The organism is Actinomycetospora sp. NBRC 106378, assembly GCF_030269685.1.
Classification (GTDB): Bacteria; Actinomycetota; Actinomycetes; order Mycobacteriales; family Pseudonocardiaceae; genus Actinomycetospora.
This window is the reverse complement of the sequence record NZ_BSTT01000001.1, coordinates 204624-220596: the sequence shown is the minus strand read 5'-3', so window position 1 is coordinate 220596 and position 15973 is coordinate 204624. Positions and strand designations below refer to the sequence as shown.

General features: G+C 74.4%; 11 protein-coding genes. 4 read left to right on the top strand and 7 right to left on the bottom strand.

What is annotated here, in order from left to right; translation table 11 throughout:
- Positions 1-6: 6 nt before the first annotated feature.
- Entirely contained in the window at positions 7-546 is a 540-nt protein-coding gene (locus QSK00_RS01075; RefSeq protein ID WP_285586583.1) for a dTDP-4-dehydrorhamnose 3,5-epimerase family protein, read from the bottom strand.
- Between the two features lie 39 nt (positions 547-585).
- Here QSK00_RS01075 and QSK00_RS01070 point away from each other — a divergent pair, with 39 nt between their 5' ends.
- The 3 genes from QSK00_RS01070 (at position 586) to QSK00_RS01060 (ending at position 6562) form a co-directional block, all read left to right on the top strand.
- A complete protein-coding gene (locus tag QSK00_RS01070) occupies positions 586-1746 on the top strand; it encodes a class I SAM-dependent methyltransferase (RefSeq protein ID WP_285586581.1) in 1161 nt (386 codons plus the stop codon).
- 218 nt (positions 1747-1964) lie between these two features.
- Positions 1965-4235: an O-antigen ligase family protein gene (locus QSK00_RS01065; protein WP_285586579.1), complete on the top strand. Its 2271-nt coding sequence runs from the start codon at positions 1965-1967 to the stop codon at positions 4233-4235.
- An 8-nt stretch (positions 4236-4243) separates the two neighbouring features.
- On the top strand, positions 4244-6562 hold the full coding sequence (locus QSK00_RS01060) for a Wzz/FepE/Etk N-terminal domain-containing protein (RefSeq protein ID WP_285586577.1): 2319 nt from the start codon (positions 4244-4246) through the stop codon (positions 6560-6562).
- 281 nt (positions 6563-6843) lie between these two features.
- On the opposite strand, the gene QSK00_RS01055 is transcribed toward QSK00_RS01060, so the two are convergent.
- From QSK00_RS01055 to QSK00_RS01045, 3 genes are all read right to left on the bottom strand, one after another.
- Entirely contained in the window at positions 6844-7890 is a 1047-nt protein-coding gene (locus tag QSK00_RS01055; protein ID WP_285586575.1) for a glycosyltransferase family 4 protein, read from the bottom strand.
- Positions 7887-9872, bottom strand: coding sequence for a glycosyltransferase (locus tag QSK00_RS01050; RefSeq protein ID WP_285586574.1), 1986 nt, complete (start codon positions 9870-9872; stop codon positions 7887-7889). Before QSK00_RS01050 ends, QSK00_RS01055 begins: the two co-directional genes overlap by 4 nt.
- An 85-nt stretch (positions 9873-9957) precedes the next feature.
- Complete coding sequence (locus QSK00_RS01045; RefSeq protein ID WP_285586572.1) at positions 9958-11745, bottom strand: flippase; 1788 nt, start codon at positions 11743-11745, stop codon at positions 9958-9960.
- Positions 11746-11838: 93 nt separating this feature from the next.
- On the opposite strand from QSK00_RS01045, the gene galE reads away from it, so the two are divergent.
- Positions 11839-12801: a UDP-glucose 4-epimerase GalE gene (galE, locus tag QSK00_RS01040; protein ID WP_285586570.1), complete on the top strand. Its 963-nt coding sequence runs from the start codon at positions 11839-11841 to the stop codon at positions 12799-12801.
- Between the two features lie 47 nt (positions 12802-12848).
- On the opposite strand, the gene QSK00_RS01035 is transcribed toward galE, so the two are convergent.
- Genes QSK00_RS01035 through QSK00_RS01025 form a run of 3 tightly spaced genes read right to left on the bottom strand, consistent with a single transcriptional unit; the run spans position 12849 to position 15833 of the window.
- Entirely contained in the window at positions 12849-13511 is a 663-nt protein-coding gene (locus QSK00_RS01035; protein ID WP_285586568.1) for a hypothetical protein, read from the bottom strand.
- Positions 13504-14637 carry a glycosyltransferase family 4 protein gene (locus tag QSK00_RS01030; protein WP_285586566.1) on the bottom strand — a complete coding sequence of 378 codons (1134 nt, stop codon included), beginning with the start codon at positions 14635-14637 and terminating at the stop codon, positions 13504-13506. The genes QSK00_RS01035 and QSK00_RS01030 overlap by 8 nt, the downstream gene beginning before the upstream one ends.
- A complete protein-coding gene (locus tag QSK00_RS01025) occupies positions 14634-15833 on the bottom strand; it encodes a glycosyltransferase family 4 protein (RefSeq protein ID WP_285586565.1) in 1200 nt (399 codons plus the stop codon). Before QSK00_RS01025 ends, QSK00_RS01030 begins: the two co-directional genes overlap by 4 nt.
- Between the last annotated feature and the right edge of the window lie 140 nt (positions 15834-15973).

The following is a 15973-nucleotide window of genomic DNA, read 5'->3' as shown; positions in this document are numbered from 1 at the left end:
CCTGGTTCAGAGCGTCTCCACCAGGTCCTTCCACGAGCCGGCCGTCCGGTCGCGCTCGGAGATGGCGGTGACCTCGACCGGCCAGACGATGGCCAGGTCGGGGTCGTCGTGGGCCACCCCGATGTCCTCGCCCGGGGCGTGCGGCCGGTCGATCCGGTAGCAGACGTCGGCGTCGGAGATCGCCTGGAAGCCGTGGAGCAGCCCCGCCGGCACGTAGAGGTGGTGGTGGTCGACGTCGTCGAGCCGGAAGGCCGCCACCGTGCCGAACGTGGGGGAGTGCGGGCGGGCGTCGACGAGGACGTCGTGCACCGCGCCGTGGGCGACCCGCACGAGCTTCGCCTCGCCCGCGCCGCGCCGGCCGTGCATGCCCCGGATCGTCCCCGCCCGCGACCGGGACTGGCTGTCCTGGGCCAGGGCACCGAGATCCACGCCGTGCTCGGCCCCGATCGCCGTGTCGAACGTGCGGGTGAAGAAGCCGCGGTCGTCGGTGTGGGGCGTGGGGACGAACACCAGGACACCGTCGATCGCGCTCGTGCGAACCTCCATGCCGCGCAGCCTCCCATCCGTCGTCAGGAAGGACCCACCGTGACCCGCGAGGTCAGCGAGACGATCACCTGCCGCTGGTGCGGCTCGACGTCGGGGACGGTCGTGCTCGACCTCGGCGACCAGCCGGCCGCGGACCACTTCCCGGCCCTCGACGACCCGGGCCCGGACCCGGTCCACCCGCTCCGGATGTGGCTGTGCGGGGACTGCGGTCTCGCGAACCTCGCCGAGGACCCGACGACGCCCGAGGAGCCGCGCGGGGCGGAGCCGCAGGCGATGGTCGACCAGGCCCGCGACGCCGTCGGCCGGGTGCGCGACGCCGGGCTGCTGACGGCGCCGGACGGCGCGGCCCGGACGACGGTGACCGAGTTCGGCAGCCCGCACGGCGGCTCGTGGCTCGACCTGCTGGACGCCGTCGGGCTCGCGCCGGTGCCGGAGGGTGTCGGCGCGGACCTCGTCATCGACTGCTTCGGGCTCATGCACGACGCGGACCAGGCCGCGGGCCTCGCGCGCCGCGCGGCGGCCGTGGCGCCGGAGGGCACGCTGCTGCTGCAGTTCCACACGCTCGCGGCGATCGTCGCCGACGGCGGGTGGAACGCGCTGCGGCACGGGCACTTCGCCTACTACTCGACGCCGGTGCTGGTGCGGATGCTCGCCGAGGTCGGCTTCGAGGCCACGCACGCGTTCCGGTTCGACCTCTACGGCGGGACGGTGCTGCTGGCGGCCCGGCGCACGGGCGTGGACGGGCCGGCGGACCCGGCGTCGGTGACCGCGCTCGTCGAGGCGGAGACCGCCGCGGGGGTGCTGGACCCCGCCGTCGTCGGGACCCTCGAGGGGGCCACCGCCGCGAGCGCCGACGCGTTGGCCGAGCACCTCTCCGCCGTGCGTGACGCGGGGCGCTCGGTGCTCGGCTACGCCGCGGCCTCGCGCGCGGTGCCGCTGCTCAACCGGGCGCACATCGGGCCGGACCTGCTGCCCGCGGTGGCCGACGGGTCGCCGGGCAAGCAGGGGCGGCGCTTCCCCGGTGTGCCGGTGCCGATCGTGGCGCCCGACGAGGTGGCCCGCCGGGGGCCGGACGAGGTCGTGCTGTTCGTCACCGACCTGCTCGGGGAGATGCGCGACCGCATCCCGGAGGTCGAGGCCGGGGGTGGGCGCTGGGTGGTCGTCGACCCGGTGGTGCGGGTGGCGGAGCCCCGCCCCTGAGGTGGCACACGTCACCGACGAGGCACCCCCGGGTGCGGCGCGGCGTCTTGCGGGACGGCTGCTCCGATCGGCCCTGCTCACCGGCGGGTGACCGTGCTGTCGGGGGTCGGCCCTAGACTGCCCGGGCGGAGCGGCGAGACGCCGCCGTCGGGCTCGGCCGCACGCGTGACCGGAACCGTACGGCCGGACGGACACGATCGAGGGATGGGACGCGAGGCATGACGGCAGTCGAGGCCCACCGGGCACCGGGCGTCGCGCCCGGACCCCGGGTCCCGCAGCAGCAGCCCGGCCCGCCGTCGGGACGGCGCAGCCCGCACCTGCGGGTGGCGGTCGCCGTCGTGGTGCTGACCACGCTGCTCGCCGGGGGCGTCACGTTCGCCGGGGTGTTCGCCTCGGTCGGGCGCTGGCAGAGCACCTCCGAGGTGGTCTTCAACTCGACGATGGAGACGGACGCGAACATCGCCCGTGGCTCCCGCTACGTGCAGGACCGGCTGACCACGTGGGAGTCCCTCGGCGGCAGCGAGGCCGTCTCCCGGCGCGCCGCCGAGCTCGGGGCACGCCCGGGGGCCACGCCGTTCGACCCGGCCACGGTCTCGATCTCCTCGAAGCACCTCACGGCCACCGAGATCCTCGAGGTCACGGTCACCTCCGACGACGCCGCGACCGTCTCGGCCGACGCGGGCACCGCGGCGCAGGCGCTCGCCGACGTCGTCGTCGGCAGCGAGCGCTACCCGGGCTCGGCGAACTCGAAGGTCACCGCCCGGGTCGTCAGCACCGGCGGGCCGGCCGTCGATCACGGGGTCCAGGAGGCCCGGTGGTGGGGCATCCTCGGCGCCGTCGCGGGCTTCATCGTCTCGCTGCTCGCGTGCTCCCTGCTGCGGCCCGGCCCGTGGTCGCGCGACCTCGCGCCCTTCACCATCCGGTCGCGACGACGCATGGTCGAGCTGAACCAGGCCGTGATGCACGAGGCGTTGCGCGACCTCGTGGTCACCGGGCTGCGGACCCCGGTCGGCAAGATCACCGTCGGCATCGCCGCGTTCTCCATCGCGGGCTACGGGCTCACCGGGCTCGCGATCTTCCCGCTGATCCCGGTGCTCGCGGCCGCGGTGTGGACGTGGAAGAAGGCCGACCCGCGGTGGTCGTCGGCGGCGCTGCTGTTCACCGGCATCGGCGTCTTCCCCGAGAAGGTCGACCTGGTGAAGCTCGGGCCGGTCACACCGACCGTGCTCGAGGTGGCGCTGGTCCTCGCCTTCGTGCTCCTCCTGCGGGGGCGCGGGATCGCCCGGTCGCCGCGGCCGGCGTTCACGTGGCCGATCGTCGCGATCCTGGTGGCCGCCACCGTCGGTGCGGTCGCGGCGCTCGCGCTCGGCGGGGCGTTCAGCCTGATGATCGACAACTACCGCGCGCTGCTGATGGTCGCGACCTTCTTCCCCGTCTACTTCGCCTTCGCGCGCCGACCCCACCAGCTGATCTCGGTGATGCTGTCGATCGCCGCGGTCTGCAGCTCGGTGGTGCTCGTCGCTTCCGTGGCGGGCTGGTCGCGCCTGCTCGTCGACGAGCGCAGCTCGGTCATCACCGGGTCGGACACCTCCGACGTCGCGCGCCTCTCCGGCCCCACGCTCGACATGTGGGCGCCGCTGCTGATCCTGCTGCTCTCGGCCCTCATGCCGCGCCGCCCCCGGTGGCTGTGGATCGGGCTGGTGCTCATCGGCGTGCTGCACGAGGCGGCGAGCTTCAACCGCTCCACGTGGGCGCCGCTGATCCTGCTGATCGTCGCCGTCGCGGCCGTGACCCACGGGCCGAAGGGCCTCGTGCGCCGCGCCGCCGTGCTCGTCGTCGTGGGCGCGATCGGGCTGAGCGTGGCGCTCACCGGTCTCGCCGGCGGGCAGGCCAAGGCGATCGCCCTGCGCGCCACCAGCGTGGTCACCGGGCAGGCCTACGGCGAGGACAGCCTCCCCGACCGCCTGCGCGAGAACGCCGCCGCGTACGCGACGCTCGAACGGCAGCCGTTCGTGGGCGTCGGCGTCGGGCAGTACTACGGCGGCGAGCTGCCGCAGTACAACAACGACCTCAGCCGCCCGTACGTCGACCCGCGGCCGTACATCCACAACCAGTACCTGCGGATCTGGCTGTACATGGGTGTGCTCGGCCTGTTCGCCTACGCCTTCGCCGGCACCCGGATCCTCTCCACGGTCCTGCTCTCGTGGCGTCGACGATCTCCCGGCGCCCCGATGGTCGTGGTCGTCGGGATGGGCCTCGCGTGTCTCGCGGCGCAGTCCAGCCTGCAGACGATGCTCGTCGACCGACCGGCGATCATCACCACGGTCACCCTCATGGCGGCGCTCTCGGCGTTCGCCACGTGGTCGCCGTGGCCGGTCCGGCCGTCCTATGCGATGCGCCGACCGGGCCCGCCCATGGGCGCCGGGCCGATGCGTCCGCCGGGTCCCCCCCGACGTCCTGCCGTCCCCGCAGGCACCATGGAGGAGTGAGCACACCGATGACCGTGACGTCAGCGCTACGCAAGGCGTGGTGGGTGCTCGTGCTCGGTGCCGTGCTCGGCGCCGTCGTGGGGCTCGTGGTGGACCTGCGCGTGTCGGGGCAGGGTTACACCTCCTCGTCCCAGGTCCTCATCTCCGGTGGCGGGGGCGGTGACGCCGACGAGGTCTACAACGCCAACCAGTACGTCAACCAGCGGATGTCGACGTACGCGGAGTTCGTCACGAGCGACCAGGTCCTCGGCCCGGCCGCCCAGCAGCTCGGCATCTCGGAGCCCGACCTCGCCTCGCGCGTGACGGGCAACGCCGGCAGCGAGACCACGGTGCTCTCGATCGACGTGCGCGGTTCGACCCCCGACGACGCGGTCCGCGCCGCGCGGGCGGTCACCCAGTCCTTCACCCAGGCCGTCGAGGTCCTCGAGACGCCGGCCGCGGGGCAGCCGCCACGGATCAGCACGCAGGTCACGGGCGACCCCTCCACCCCGACGCAGAGCCAGTCCAGTTCGGTGCTGCGGGTCGCGGGTGGCGCGATCGCCGGTCTGCTGCTGGTCCTGATCGGTGTGGTCCTCTACGGCTCGCAGTTCGTCCGGCGTACGGGCAGCCGGGTGCTCGCGTGGGTGTCCACCGACCCCGAGGGCGCCCGTCCACCGATGATGGGCCCACCCACCGGGGCGAACCCGGCGCTCGGGCCCCCGCCCGGCTACTACCCGCCGCCCGGCCGACCGCTGCCGCCCCCGCCGCGCCCCGCGGGGCCACCCGCCCCGCAGCCGGCCGTCGACCCCACCCCGACCATGCCGGTCTCCGCCGCCCAGCTCGCGGCGGCGCGCGGCGCGGGCCCGGGGTCGTCCGAGGCCACGCAGCGCGTGCAGGGCGGTCGCGACGCCGAGTCGGGCGGCTCGTCCTCCGGTGGCGCCGGCACCCCGGCCGCGACCGAGGGCTCCGGGCCGTCGAGCCCGAACCCGCCCGGGAAGTCGTCCCCGGCGGCGTCCGGCCAGTCCGGTCCGTCGGCCAAGTCGCCGCAGCCGGCGCCGAAGGAGAGCGGCGGCGCCAAGGTCGGCGCGGCGGCCGCCGGAGCCGCGGTCGCAGCAGCTGCGGCAGCGGGCTCGGCCTCGAAGTCGGGTCAGCAGGGTTCCGGTCAGCAGGGCCAGCAGGCCGGTGCGCAGGCACCGTCGAAGCCGGGAGCCGGCTCCGGTCCGCCGAACGGTCCGAAGGGGCCGTCCGCCCCCGCGGGGCAGAACGGGGCGACCCCGTCGGGGCCGTCGTCGTCCGGGCCCTCGGGGCAGAACGGTCGCCCGGGTCCGGGGTCGCCGTCCAAGCCCTCGCCGTCGGGGGCTGCCGCACCGTCGTCGGGCAGTGCCGCGCCGAGTCCGGGCGCCAAGAACGCCGGGGCGAACCAGGCCGGTCGGGCCGCTCCGGCGCCGTCCGGTCCCGGCAACGCGAAGCCCGCGGCCGCCGCGAGCCCGAACGGCAGCCCGCAGAAGCCCGCCCCGGGCCAGGGCGCGCAGCAGAACGGGCCGAAGCCGCAGGGCGGCCAGGCACAGGGCGCCGCGCAGGGCGGTCCGAAGCAGCCGCAGAACGGTCAGCCCCAGGGCGGCGGGCAGGGCGGCCCGAAGCAGCCGCAGAACGGTCAGCCCCAGGGCGCTGCGCAGAGTGGCTCCAAGCAGCCGCCGAACGGCCAGAAGCCAGGTGCCACCGGCAGCGGGCCGAACGGGACGCCCTCGGGGCAGGGGCAGCAGAAGCCCGCTCCCGGTGCGTCGGCCGGCAGCGGTCAGAACGCGACGGCGACCCCTGGCAGCCCGGGCCCGAAGGCGCCCTCCGGGCCGGCCGCGGGCACGCCGAAGCCGGGGGCGGCCGCGAACGGTGCCCCAGCCGGCGGGCAGAACGGTCAGGGCAAGCCCACGCCCGGGTCGGCGCCGAAGCCGAGCCCGTCCGCGCAGAACGGTGCGGCCGCCCGGCCCGCGGCCACGACGGCTGCTGCTGCGCCGGACGACGCCCCGACCACCACGGTCGGCACGTCGAACTCGTCCCCGACCCCGCGGCGCCCCGCGCCCGGCAAGCCGGTGTCGATCAAGCCGAAGAGTTCCTCGGCGTCCGCGTCGGCCGGTTCGTCGGCGTCCGGTTCCTCGACGCCGAACGTGGCGCCGGGCGGGCACACCCCGCCCGCACGGTCCGCCGGCCTCGACGCCGACACCGTGGCCGTCGACATGCGGCGCAAGGGTGGCCCCAGCCCGACGCCGCGTCCGCGGCCCAATGGCACGCCCAACCGGGTCGGCTCGGCCGCCTCGAGCGACTCGGACCGCGGCGGCTCGCGCGACGCCTGACCGGCCCGACCCGACCACGGCCCGGCTCCGGAGCACCCGCTCCGGAGCCGGGCCGTCGTCGTTGTGCGAGAGGTACGTGGGGCAGGTCCGAGGGCGCCGGAAGCTGCCTGGTGTAGCTCTCGCGGTGGGACGTCGCTCCCGGCGTCCCGCGAGGGCGACGTGAGGCAGGTCGATGGGCCCCCGCAAGCTGCCTGGTGTAGCTCTCGCGACGGGCCCCGACCGGCCCCGACCGTGGCGAAGGGCGCCCACCGCCCGCCAGTCCGAGCGGAGGGGCCCTTCGCTCAGGAGGGCGAGCGGTGCGCCACCCGGGAGAACACGGTCGTCCAGCCCTCGGCGGCGTGGTCGGCCGAGAAGTGCGCCAGGTAGTGCTCCCGCGCGGCGGCACCCACCTCGGCCGCCACGGTCGGGTCGGCGAGCCGGCCGAACACCGCGGCCAGTCCGGCGACGTCGTCGACCGGCAGCGGCGGCAACGAGGACGGACTGAACTCGGGCAGACCACCGGAGTCGGAGACGATCGTGGGGATGCCGAGCTGCATCGAGAGCACCTGCACGCCGCTCTGGGTCGCCAGCCGGTAGTGGGCCAGCGACGCCTTCGCCCGCGCGAGATCGGGCAGCACGTCGGCGTAGGAGAAGTGCTCGCGCCGCCACTCGACGTGCGCGGGCAGGTCGAGCTCGGAGAGCGGACCGTTGCCGAGCAGCAGCAGCCGGTCGCCCCGGTACTCCGGCGACCGGACGTGCGCCGCCCACGCCCGCAGGGCCACCTCGACGTTCTTGTACGGCGACATCCGTCCCAGGAGCACGACGTCACGCCGCTCGGCGGCACCCACCGGGACCGGAGGCAGGGCGGACTCCGGCACGTCGGAGGTCAGCGGGACGACGTCGACGCGTCGCCCGAACCGGGCCGACAGGACGGCGGCCACGTGCGCGCTGGGAGCGACGACGGCGGCCGCCGACCGGGTCTGGTGGTCGAGCACGGCGCGGCGGTGCCAGGGCCGCTCCTCGGTCGCGTCGTGGGGCCGGTCGTCGTGCACGACCTGCACCAGCGGCGCGAGCCGTGTCATGGGCAGCCAACGCGGGTCGTGCATCAGCTCGGAGACCACGACGTCGGGAGCGAAGCGCCGCGCCTCCGCGGTCACCCGGGCGAGGGCGGGCAGCGTGCGCGGGTTCTTGATCGAGGGGTCGAGGACCCGCTCGTCGGGTCGGGCCGCGACCTTCTCGTAGTGCTGGTCGGTGGTGACCACCAGGCACTCGTGGCCCGCGGCGGTCAGCGCGTCGACCTGCACCCGGGTCAGCGTGCGCAGCCAGGGGGAGAGCCAGAGGACCTTCACAGCAGCTCCGCGGGGTCGCCCGGACCGTCGGGGATCGGGTGGCCGAACAGCCGCACGAACGCCCGCTGGTAGGCGTCGGCCATGGCGGCGTCGGTGTAGAGCTCCAGGGCCCGCTCCCGCCCGGCGGCGCCGAGGCCGGCCAGCCGCTCGCGATCGGCCAGGACCGTCGTGAGGGCCGCCGTCCAGGCCTCCACGGTGGCGGGCGCGACGACCACTCCCGCCGCGCCGTCGGCCAGCATCTCCGGGACGGTGCCGCTGGCCGAGGCCATCACGGGGACGCCGCGGGTCATCGCCTCCACCATGACGAGGGGGAACGCCTCGAAGTCGCTCGGGACGCAGAGCACGTCGGTCTCGGCGAACGCGGCGTCGGGTCCTGACACCTGCCCGCGCCACCGCACCCGGTCGCGGGCGGCGGCGGGGGTCCGCGCCTCGAGGCGGGCCTTGTCGGGGCCGTCGCCGAAGACGTCCAGCGTCCAGTCGTCGCGCCCGGTCGCGAGGAGCGCGTCGATGAGCAGCAGCGGGTTCTTGTACTCGACGACGCGGGTGAGCATCGCGAAGCGGACCGGTCCGGGCCCGGTCGCCCGGAACGGGATCGGGGCCGCCGTCGGGATGCCGTTCGGGGCCGCCATCACGACGTCGGTGAGCGCCTGGTGCCGGGTCAGGTCGACGTGGTGCTGCGCCGAGAGGACCAGCAGCCCGTCGGCGGAGCGCAGGTTCCGGGCGAGGGCCTCGGAGTAGGTGGCGCGGTCGAGGTGGGCCGGGTCGTGCGTCGCGGGCATCCAGCGCCGCTGCTGCCCGGACACCCGGCCCAGCGCGCGCCAGGCCCGCGCGAAGGCGACCTCGGTGTTGGTCACCCCGCCGACGACGACGGCCTCGTCGCCCGCGACCTCCACCGTCGGCTGCCAGAAGGGGACGAAGGCGAGCCGCACCCGCGGGTCGAGCTCGGCGGTGTAGAGGCCGAGGCCCTGCAGGCAGACCATCGTGACCGGGTGCCCCCGCGCCACGAGCGCGTTCGCGAGCAGCACCCGCTGCCGCTCGGCCCCGCCGAGGTCGAGGTCGTTGGTGGTCACGACGACGCCGGGCCGCCCCGCGGCTTGCTCGGTCAGCGCGATCCGACGACGGCGACGGTCGGAGCGCTTCGACCGCTGCACCCGGTCGAGGACCGCCGTGCCGAGCGAGAAGACCGTGCCGGGCCCGCGGTTGCCCGTGTTGCCGAGGGCCATCACCTGGGCGGCGCGTAGCAGGTCGACCCCGCGCTGCGAGGCGAGCGGGTCGCCGGTCTGGGTGCCGGCGGCGGCGTGGCGGACCTGCGGGCCGTCGTCGTCGACCAGTTTCAGGGTCCACCCGGCGCGGCGGGCGGCGGGCTGCCACGTGGCGTCCTCGCCGTAGACGAAGAAACGCTCGTCGAACGGGCCGAGGGCGTTCCAGGCGTCCCGCGAGAGCAGCAGGCAGCACCCGGCCATGTAGCCGTCGACGTCGTGCGGGGTCTCCGGGTAGAGGTCGGAGAGCCCGGCGAGGTACGGGTGCTCCCGCAGCCGCTTCGCGTAGCCCGCGGCGTTGAGCAGGTTGCGCACGACGCTCTGCTCGCGGTGCGCGACGTCCCACGGCCGCTCCCGGCCGTCGGGGTCGAGCACGGTCGGCGAGACCGCCGCGACCCGGGGCCGGGCGAGTGCCTCCCGCGCCGCGGCCAACGGCCCGATGAGCTCGGCGTCGGGATTGAGGTGCAGCATGTCGGCGTCCGGGCACTGCGCCGCGAGGCGGTTCATCGCGGCGATGTAGCCCAGGTTCGACGACGAGAACGTCCACCGCACCTGGGGCCACGTCCCGGCCAGCTCGCGCACCTCGCGCGACCCGGACGACGCGTTGTCCCACACGTGCACCGGGGAGTCGGGGAGGTACTTCTCGACGCTGCGCAGCGCCCGGTCCAGCAGGTCGGCCCGTCGGTACGACACGATCAGGACCGCCAACTCACGACCCGACACGACCTGCTGTCTCCTTCGCCGCCGTCCGTCCGAATGCGGCTGCGATGGTGGCACGACGGCGGGAGTGACCCGGCGCCCGCCCCGGTCAGCCCTTCCGGATGACGCGCATCTCGACGAACTTGCCCTGCTGGCGCATCCGGATCGTCTGGAGCGCGGCCATGTCGAGCTCCATCGTCGGCACGTCGGTGATGTCGGCGAGGTCCCGGCGGGCGGTGGTGCGGGTGCCCGCGGCGACCGTCGGGCGCATCTGGGCGGTCTCGGCGTCGAGCGCGCTGCGTCCCTCGGGGACCCGCGCCATGCCGGGCAGCACGGTCGTCGCCGCGTCCAGGCCCACCCCAGCCGGGTCGATCCGCGGGTCGACGGTCGGGGCGGACGGGGCCACCCCGATCCCGTCCTCGGCGTTCTCCGCGGCGGCCTCGGCCTCCATGCGGTCGAGGCTCTTGGGTCGCAGCGCCCCGAGCAGGGCGTTGCGCATCGCCGGCGGGATGGCGCCGACCAGCAGCGCGCCGCCGAAGTAGGCGATCCCGCCCGCGGCGAGGGGGACCAGCAGCGGCAGGTCGTAGGTCAGCCAGATCGCACCGAGGGCGAGGAGCCCGGCCGGCACCAGCCGCGCGAGGTAGGCGAACGGCAGCGGGTGCACCCCGTGGCGACGGAGCCGCCACTGCGAGGCCAGCACCCCGATCGTCTCGGTGACGATCAGCATGATGCCGCAGGCGACGGCGCCCAGGTGCGGGATCAGGATGATGTTGCCGACGATGTTGATGACGAGGTTGATCGTCGACATCGTCGTGAGGTATCGCTGCTCGTGGGCGGCGATGAGGCCGTCGGAGACGATCGCCGACAGGAACGTCATGGCCACGGCGATGAAGAAGAACTGCAGCGGGGGCCCGGCGAACGGCCCCACGCGGTCCTGGCCGCCGACGAGGTTCGCCATCCGCTGGGCGAGCGGCCAGCCGATCACCGCGATCGGGAAGCCGACGAGCAGCAGGAAGCGGTAGCCCTGGTCGACCGCCCGGGCGAAGCGGGCGCGGTCGGAGTTGTAGGTCTCGTTGATCGTCGAGAGCACCGAGCGTTCGAAGACCTGCGAGATCAGCGTCAGGGTGAACGCGATCTGCAGGGCGGCGTAGTACCCGCCGATCTGTTCGGAGGTGCCGAGGATCGACAGGAGCAGGCCGTCGGCGCGCCAGTAGAGCACCGCGATGATCGAGATGACCGTGAGCGGGAAGGCCTCCTTGAGGAGGCGCCACATCTCGGGCCAGTCGGTCACCCAGGTCAGCTGCGTGAGCCGCCGGGCGCCCCACCACTGGATCGCCAGGCGCAGCGCCTGGGGGATGATCTGCACGGCGCACATGGCGAGCAGGCCCCAGTCGAAGAACGCGACCGAGGCGGCGGCGGAGAGCGTGAGCACCCGGGAGAAGAATTCCGCCGACGCCGCCGAGGAGTAGCGCACCTTGACGTCGAACACCGGCTCGTAGCACGACGAGACCGTGGTGAAGATCAGCCCGACGGCGAGGACGGCGACGGCGGCCTGCTGCTCGCCGTCGCCCCAGTACACCCCGAAGCCCGCGATCGCGGCGATGATCGCCAGCGGGACCGCGTACAGCGTCGAGAACGAGGTGTTGATCCCGACGAGGCGCTCGAGGTTCCCGCCGAGGCCCGCCACGCGGCGCACGATGATCGTGCCGAGTCCGAGTTCGGTGAACGCCTCGAACGTCTGCGCGAAGACGACGGCGGTCGCGAGGATGCCGTAGCCGCCCTCGCCGAGGTAGCGGGTCGCGATGCCCAGGGTGACCATGGACAGCGGCAGCGCCGAGAACTTGGCGAGCACCTGGATCGCGACGCCGCGCGCGATCGCCGTGGACCGGGTACTCATCGACACGGATGCTACTCGTGCGGGTTCGGACCGGGCCGGGGCGGCGGGCCCGGCACCGGGTGCTGCCCCCGGCGCTGGCTAGGGTGACCGCCGATGGACGTCCGGAGCTCCACCTGGCTGCTGACCGGCGGTGCCGGGTACATCGGGTCGCACGTGCTGCGGGCCCTGCGGGCCGCGGGCCACGACGCCGTCGTGCTCGACGACCTGTCGACCGGGCTCGTCGAGCGTCTTCCCGACGACGTCGAGCTCCTGCGCCACGACCTGCTCGACCCCGGGCTGGGAGCGGTCCTGGCCGACCTGACCCGTCGTCGGGACGTGGCCGGGGTGGTGCACCTGGCGGCGAAGAAGTCCGTGCCGGAGTCGGTCGCGAAGCCGCTGAGCTACTACGAGCACAACGTCGGCGGCACCGTCGCGATGCTGCGCGCCGCGACGGCCGCGGGCATCGGCCGCTTCCTGTACTCCTCGAGCGCGGCGGTCTACGGCGAGACGTCGGCCGAGCCGGTCACCGAGGACCGGCCCACGCTGCCCACCAGCCCCTACGGCGAGACGAAGCTCGCGGGGGAGTGGGCGGTGCGCCGGCACGCCGAGGCCGAGGGCCTGGGCTGGACCGCGCTGCGCTACTTCAACGTGGCCGGGACCGCATCGGCGGCGCTGGCCGACCGGGGCGCGACGAACCTGCTCCCGCTCGTGGAGCGGGCCGCGCTGACCGGCGAGCCGGTGACGGTGTTCGGCGACGACTGGCCGACCCCGGACGGCACGTGCCTGCGCGACTACGTGCACGTCTCCGACCTCGCCGAGGCCCACGTGGCGGCGGCCGCGGCGCTGCTCGACGGCCGGTCCCCCGGGGCGCTCAACGTGGGCCGCAACGAGGGGACGAGCGTGCTCGAGGTGATCGCCGCGGTGTCGGCGGCGCGGGGGCGCGAGGTGCCCCACGTGATCGCCGGTCGCCGCCCCGGTGACCCCGCGCGGGTGGTGGCCGACGCGTCGCGGATCGCGTCCGTCCTCGGCTGGCGGGCGACCCGGGGGATCGACGAGATGTGCGCTCCGCGCAGGTGAGCACTATTCCGTGTCAGAGCACGGATTAGTGCTCACCTGCGAAGCACCTAGTCGCCGAACGTCCCGTCCGCGTTCAGCTTCCGGTAGTAGCCCGAGAGGTCCATGCGCCGCTTCGCGTTGACGGTGGACTTGCCCTCGTCGACGAAGAGTCGCAGCGGGATCGCGCGGAAGTCGAAGCTCACGCGCGAGGTGTCGGTGTCGTTCGCGTAGTTGCCGTGCCGGTTGTTCACGGCGTCGAACCGGAACACCTCACCGGGCTCGACGACGGCCGGCGAGTAGGTGTCGCTGCCCGGGGCGTCCTCGATCCACATCGAGTTCGTGCCGTAGGCGCGGGTCAGCGGCAGCCAGTAGTTCAGCGTGGCCGGCTGGTGGTTGTAGTCGGAGTCCTTGTGGAACTCGGACACGGCCACGCTGCCGGGGCGGTGCACCCGGAAGGTCGGCACGCGCTGCACGGCGAGGTCCTCGCCGTACTGGGGCAGGATCCACTCGACGAGGAAACGGTCGTAGAGGTCCCGCACCTGCTCGTACTCGCGGTAGAACAGCGAGTGGTCGTCGGAGTCCTGGTCGTGGTTGTCCACGTCCGCCCGCCGACCCAGCTCGTGGATCTTCTCGAGGTCCGGGGTGTCGAGGATCTTCGCGACGACGGTCGAGAACGGGAACTCGATCGGGTCGTAGGTGAGCACGGTGCCGTGCTCGCTGCGGTCAGCCACTGTGGGACTTCCTTCCGTGCTGGTCGGGGACGAGGAGCTCGCGGTAGAGATCCACGAGTCGGTCCGCCCAGGCGTCGGCGCCGAACGGCGCGACGCTCTCGCGGGCCCGGGCTCCGAGCTGAATCCGGACCTCGTCGTCGGAGAGCAGCTTGTCCAGGGCGGCACCGAGGGCCGCCGGGTCGTTCACCGGGACGACGACGCCGTTGTCGCCGTCGCGCACGAGGGTGGCGAGGCCACCGACCGGGGTGACGACGGGGCAGAGCCCCCACGCCATCCCCTCGAGGACCGACATCGGCAGGCCCTCCCACCAGCTGGGCAGCAGGAGGAGCTCGGCGTCGCGCAGCAGCGCGTCGCGTTCCTCCGGGCCGATCCAGCTGCGCACCTCGACGCTGCCGTCGAGACCCGCCGCGGTGACCGCGGCGTGCACCGCGTCGGCGTCGCCGTGACCGGCGAGGGTCACGTGCAGCCGCTCGCGGTGGGCGACGTGGAGCCCGGCGATCGCGTCGATCAGGTCGAAGACGCCCTTGCGGTCGATCAGCCGGCCCAGGAAGACCCCGCGCACAACGTTCGCGTGCGGGTCCCGCGCCGGCAGCGTCGCGGGCCACTCCACCGGGTTCGCGACGACGGGGACGCGCTCGGGCGGGATGCCCAGCCGGCTCGTGTACGTCGCGCGGGCACCGTCGGCCAGCACGATCACGCGATCGGCGCGCAGCAGCCACGCGACGACCGGGCGCACGGGCGCGGGCAGGCCGTCGAACCACTCGGCGAACGCGCCGGCGTGGGTGTGCAGCACCGTCGGGACCCCGCGGAGGCGGGCGACCGCGACGATCAGGCCCTTGCGGACGGCGGACAGGCCCTTGGCGACGTGCAGGTGCACCACGTCGACGCGGCCCGCGAGGATCAGCGCCGCCGCCCGGGCGATCCCGCCGACCATCAGCCGCAGTCGCCGGGCGAGCCCGACCTCGTCGTAGGTGGTGACCACCCGGACCACGACGTCGTCCCGCGCGCCGAGGAAGCGGACGTGCAGCCGCTGCACCGAGGAGATGCCTCCGGGGGTGCCCTCGGCCTGGCCGACCACGAGGACGCGCAGCGGGCCGGAGCCGCGCGTCGGCGCGGGGGAGGTCACCGGCGGGCCGGGTCCACCGTCGCGTACGCGGCGAGCAGCGAGGTCTGGGAGTGCGACCACGAGAGGGCGCCGGCGACGCGCGCGCGGCCGACCTCGCCCATCTGCTTGCGGCGCACCGGGTCGTCGAGGAGGTCGGAGACGAGCGAGGCGTACTCGTCGACGTCGTTCGGGCGGGCGTAGAGCGCCGCGTCGCCGGCGGAGACCCGGCCCTCGGTGAGGTCGAACGACACCATCGGCAGGCCCATCGCCATGTACTCCATGATCTTGTTCATGGTGGACAGGTCGCTGAGCGGGTTCAGCGGGTCCGGGGCGAGGCCCAGGCACGCGGTCGAGAGGTAGCGCTGCACGTCCGGGGTGTCGGCCATGCCGGTGAAGGTGACCCGGTCGTCGAGGCCGAGCCGGTGCGCGAGGTCGACGACGTCGTCGAACGCGTCGCCGCCGCCGAGGAAGGCGGCGTGCCAGTCGTCGCGTCGCTCCCCGAGCCGGGCGAGCGCGCGGACCGCGTAGTCGACGCCGTCCTGCGGGCCCATGACCCCGAGGTAGACGAGCAGGTGCTCCTTGCCGCGGGCCAGCTCGGGCTCCGGCGGGACCTGCTTGAAGCGGTCGAGGGCGGGCGCGCTGCGGACCGTGAAGGCCCGGTCGCCGCGCACGCGTCCGCGGCCGACGGCCTTCGACCGGTAGCTCTCGTTGGTGGAGATGACGACGTCCGCGGTGCGGTAGGTCAGGAACTCCGTGAGGCGCAGGGCCCAGTACAGCGCGTCGCGCTTCGGGCGGAAGCGGGAGAGGTAGAGCTCGGGGACGAGGTCGTGCTGGTCGAAGACGACCTTCGTGCGCCCGCCGCTGAGCACCTTGAGCACGAGCGCCACGACGAAGAGCAGGTCCGGCGGGTTGCAGAGGTGCACGACGTCCACCGGCTCGCGGCGGTGCACCTTCCGGGCCAGCCGCACCGAGTGGAACAGCGCGGTGGCGTACTCCTTGAGGTAGCCCTGGGGGCCCCCGGACGCCGCCTCCAGCGGGTACCGGTGGATGCGGACGCCGTCGACGGTCGCCTCGCGCTCGGTGTCGCGGGCGGCACCCCGCGGGCAGATCACCTCGACGTCCCAGCCGTGGTCGCGCAGCGTCGTGGCCTCCTGCCAGACGCGACGGTCGAACGGCACCGAGAGGTTCTCGACGAGGATGAGTGCTCTTCCGGGCAAGATCTCGTCTTCCGTCCTGTCGGGGGCCAGGGCCGGCCCGGGCGGGAACCCGTTCGGGCTCGGACCACGGTAGCGATGCGCCGTTCGGGTCCTGTCGGGTGCCCGGCGCACCTGGTACGCACCACCGAACCCAAGGACGT

What these genes read in the sequence shown, in the direction of transcription:
- QSK00_RS01075 (WP_285586583.1), bottom strand. Translation starts at nt 546, where the DNA reads ATGGAGGTTCGCACGAGCGCGATCGACGGTGTCCTGGTGTTCGTCCCC.
- galE (WP_285586570.1), top strand. Translation starts at nt 11,839, where the DNA reads ATGGACGTCCGGAGCTCCACCTGGCTGCTGACCGGCGGTGCCGGGTAC.
- QSK00_RS01045 (WP_285586572.1), bottom strand. Translation starts at nt 11,745, where the DNA reads ATGAGTACCCGGTCCACGGCGATCGCGCGCGGCGTCGCGATCCAGGTG.
- QSK00_RS01060 (WP_285586577.1), top strand. Translation starts at nt 4,244, where the DNA reads ATGACCGTGACGTCAGCGCTACGCAAGGCGTGGTGGGTGCTCGTGCTC.
- QSK00_RS01065 (WP_285586579.1), top strand. Translation starts at nt 1,965, where the DNA reads ATGACGGCAGTCGAGGCCCACCGGGCACCGGGCGTCGCGCCCGGACCC.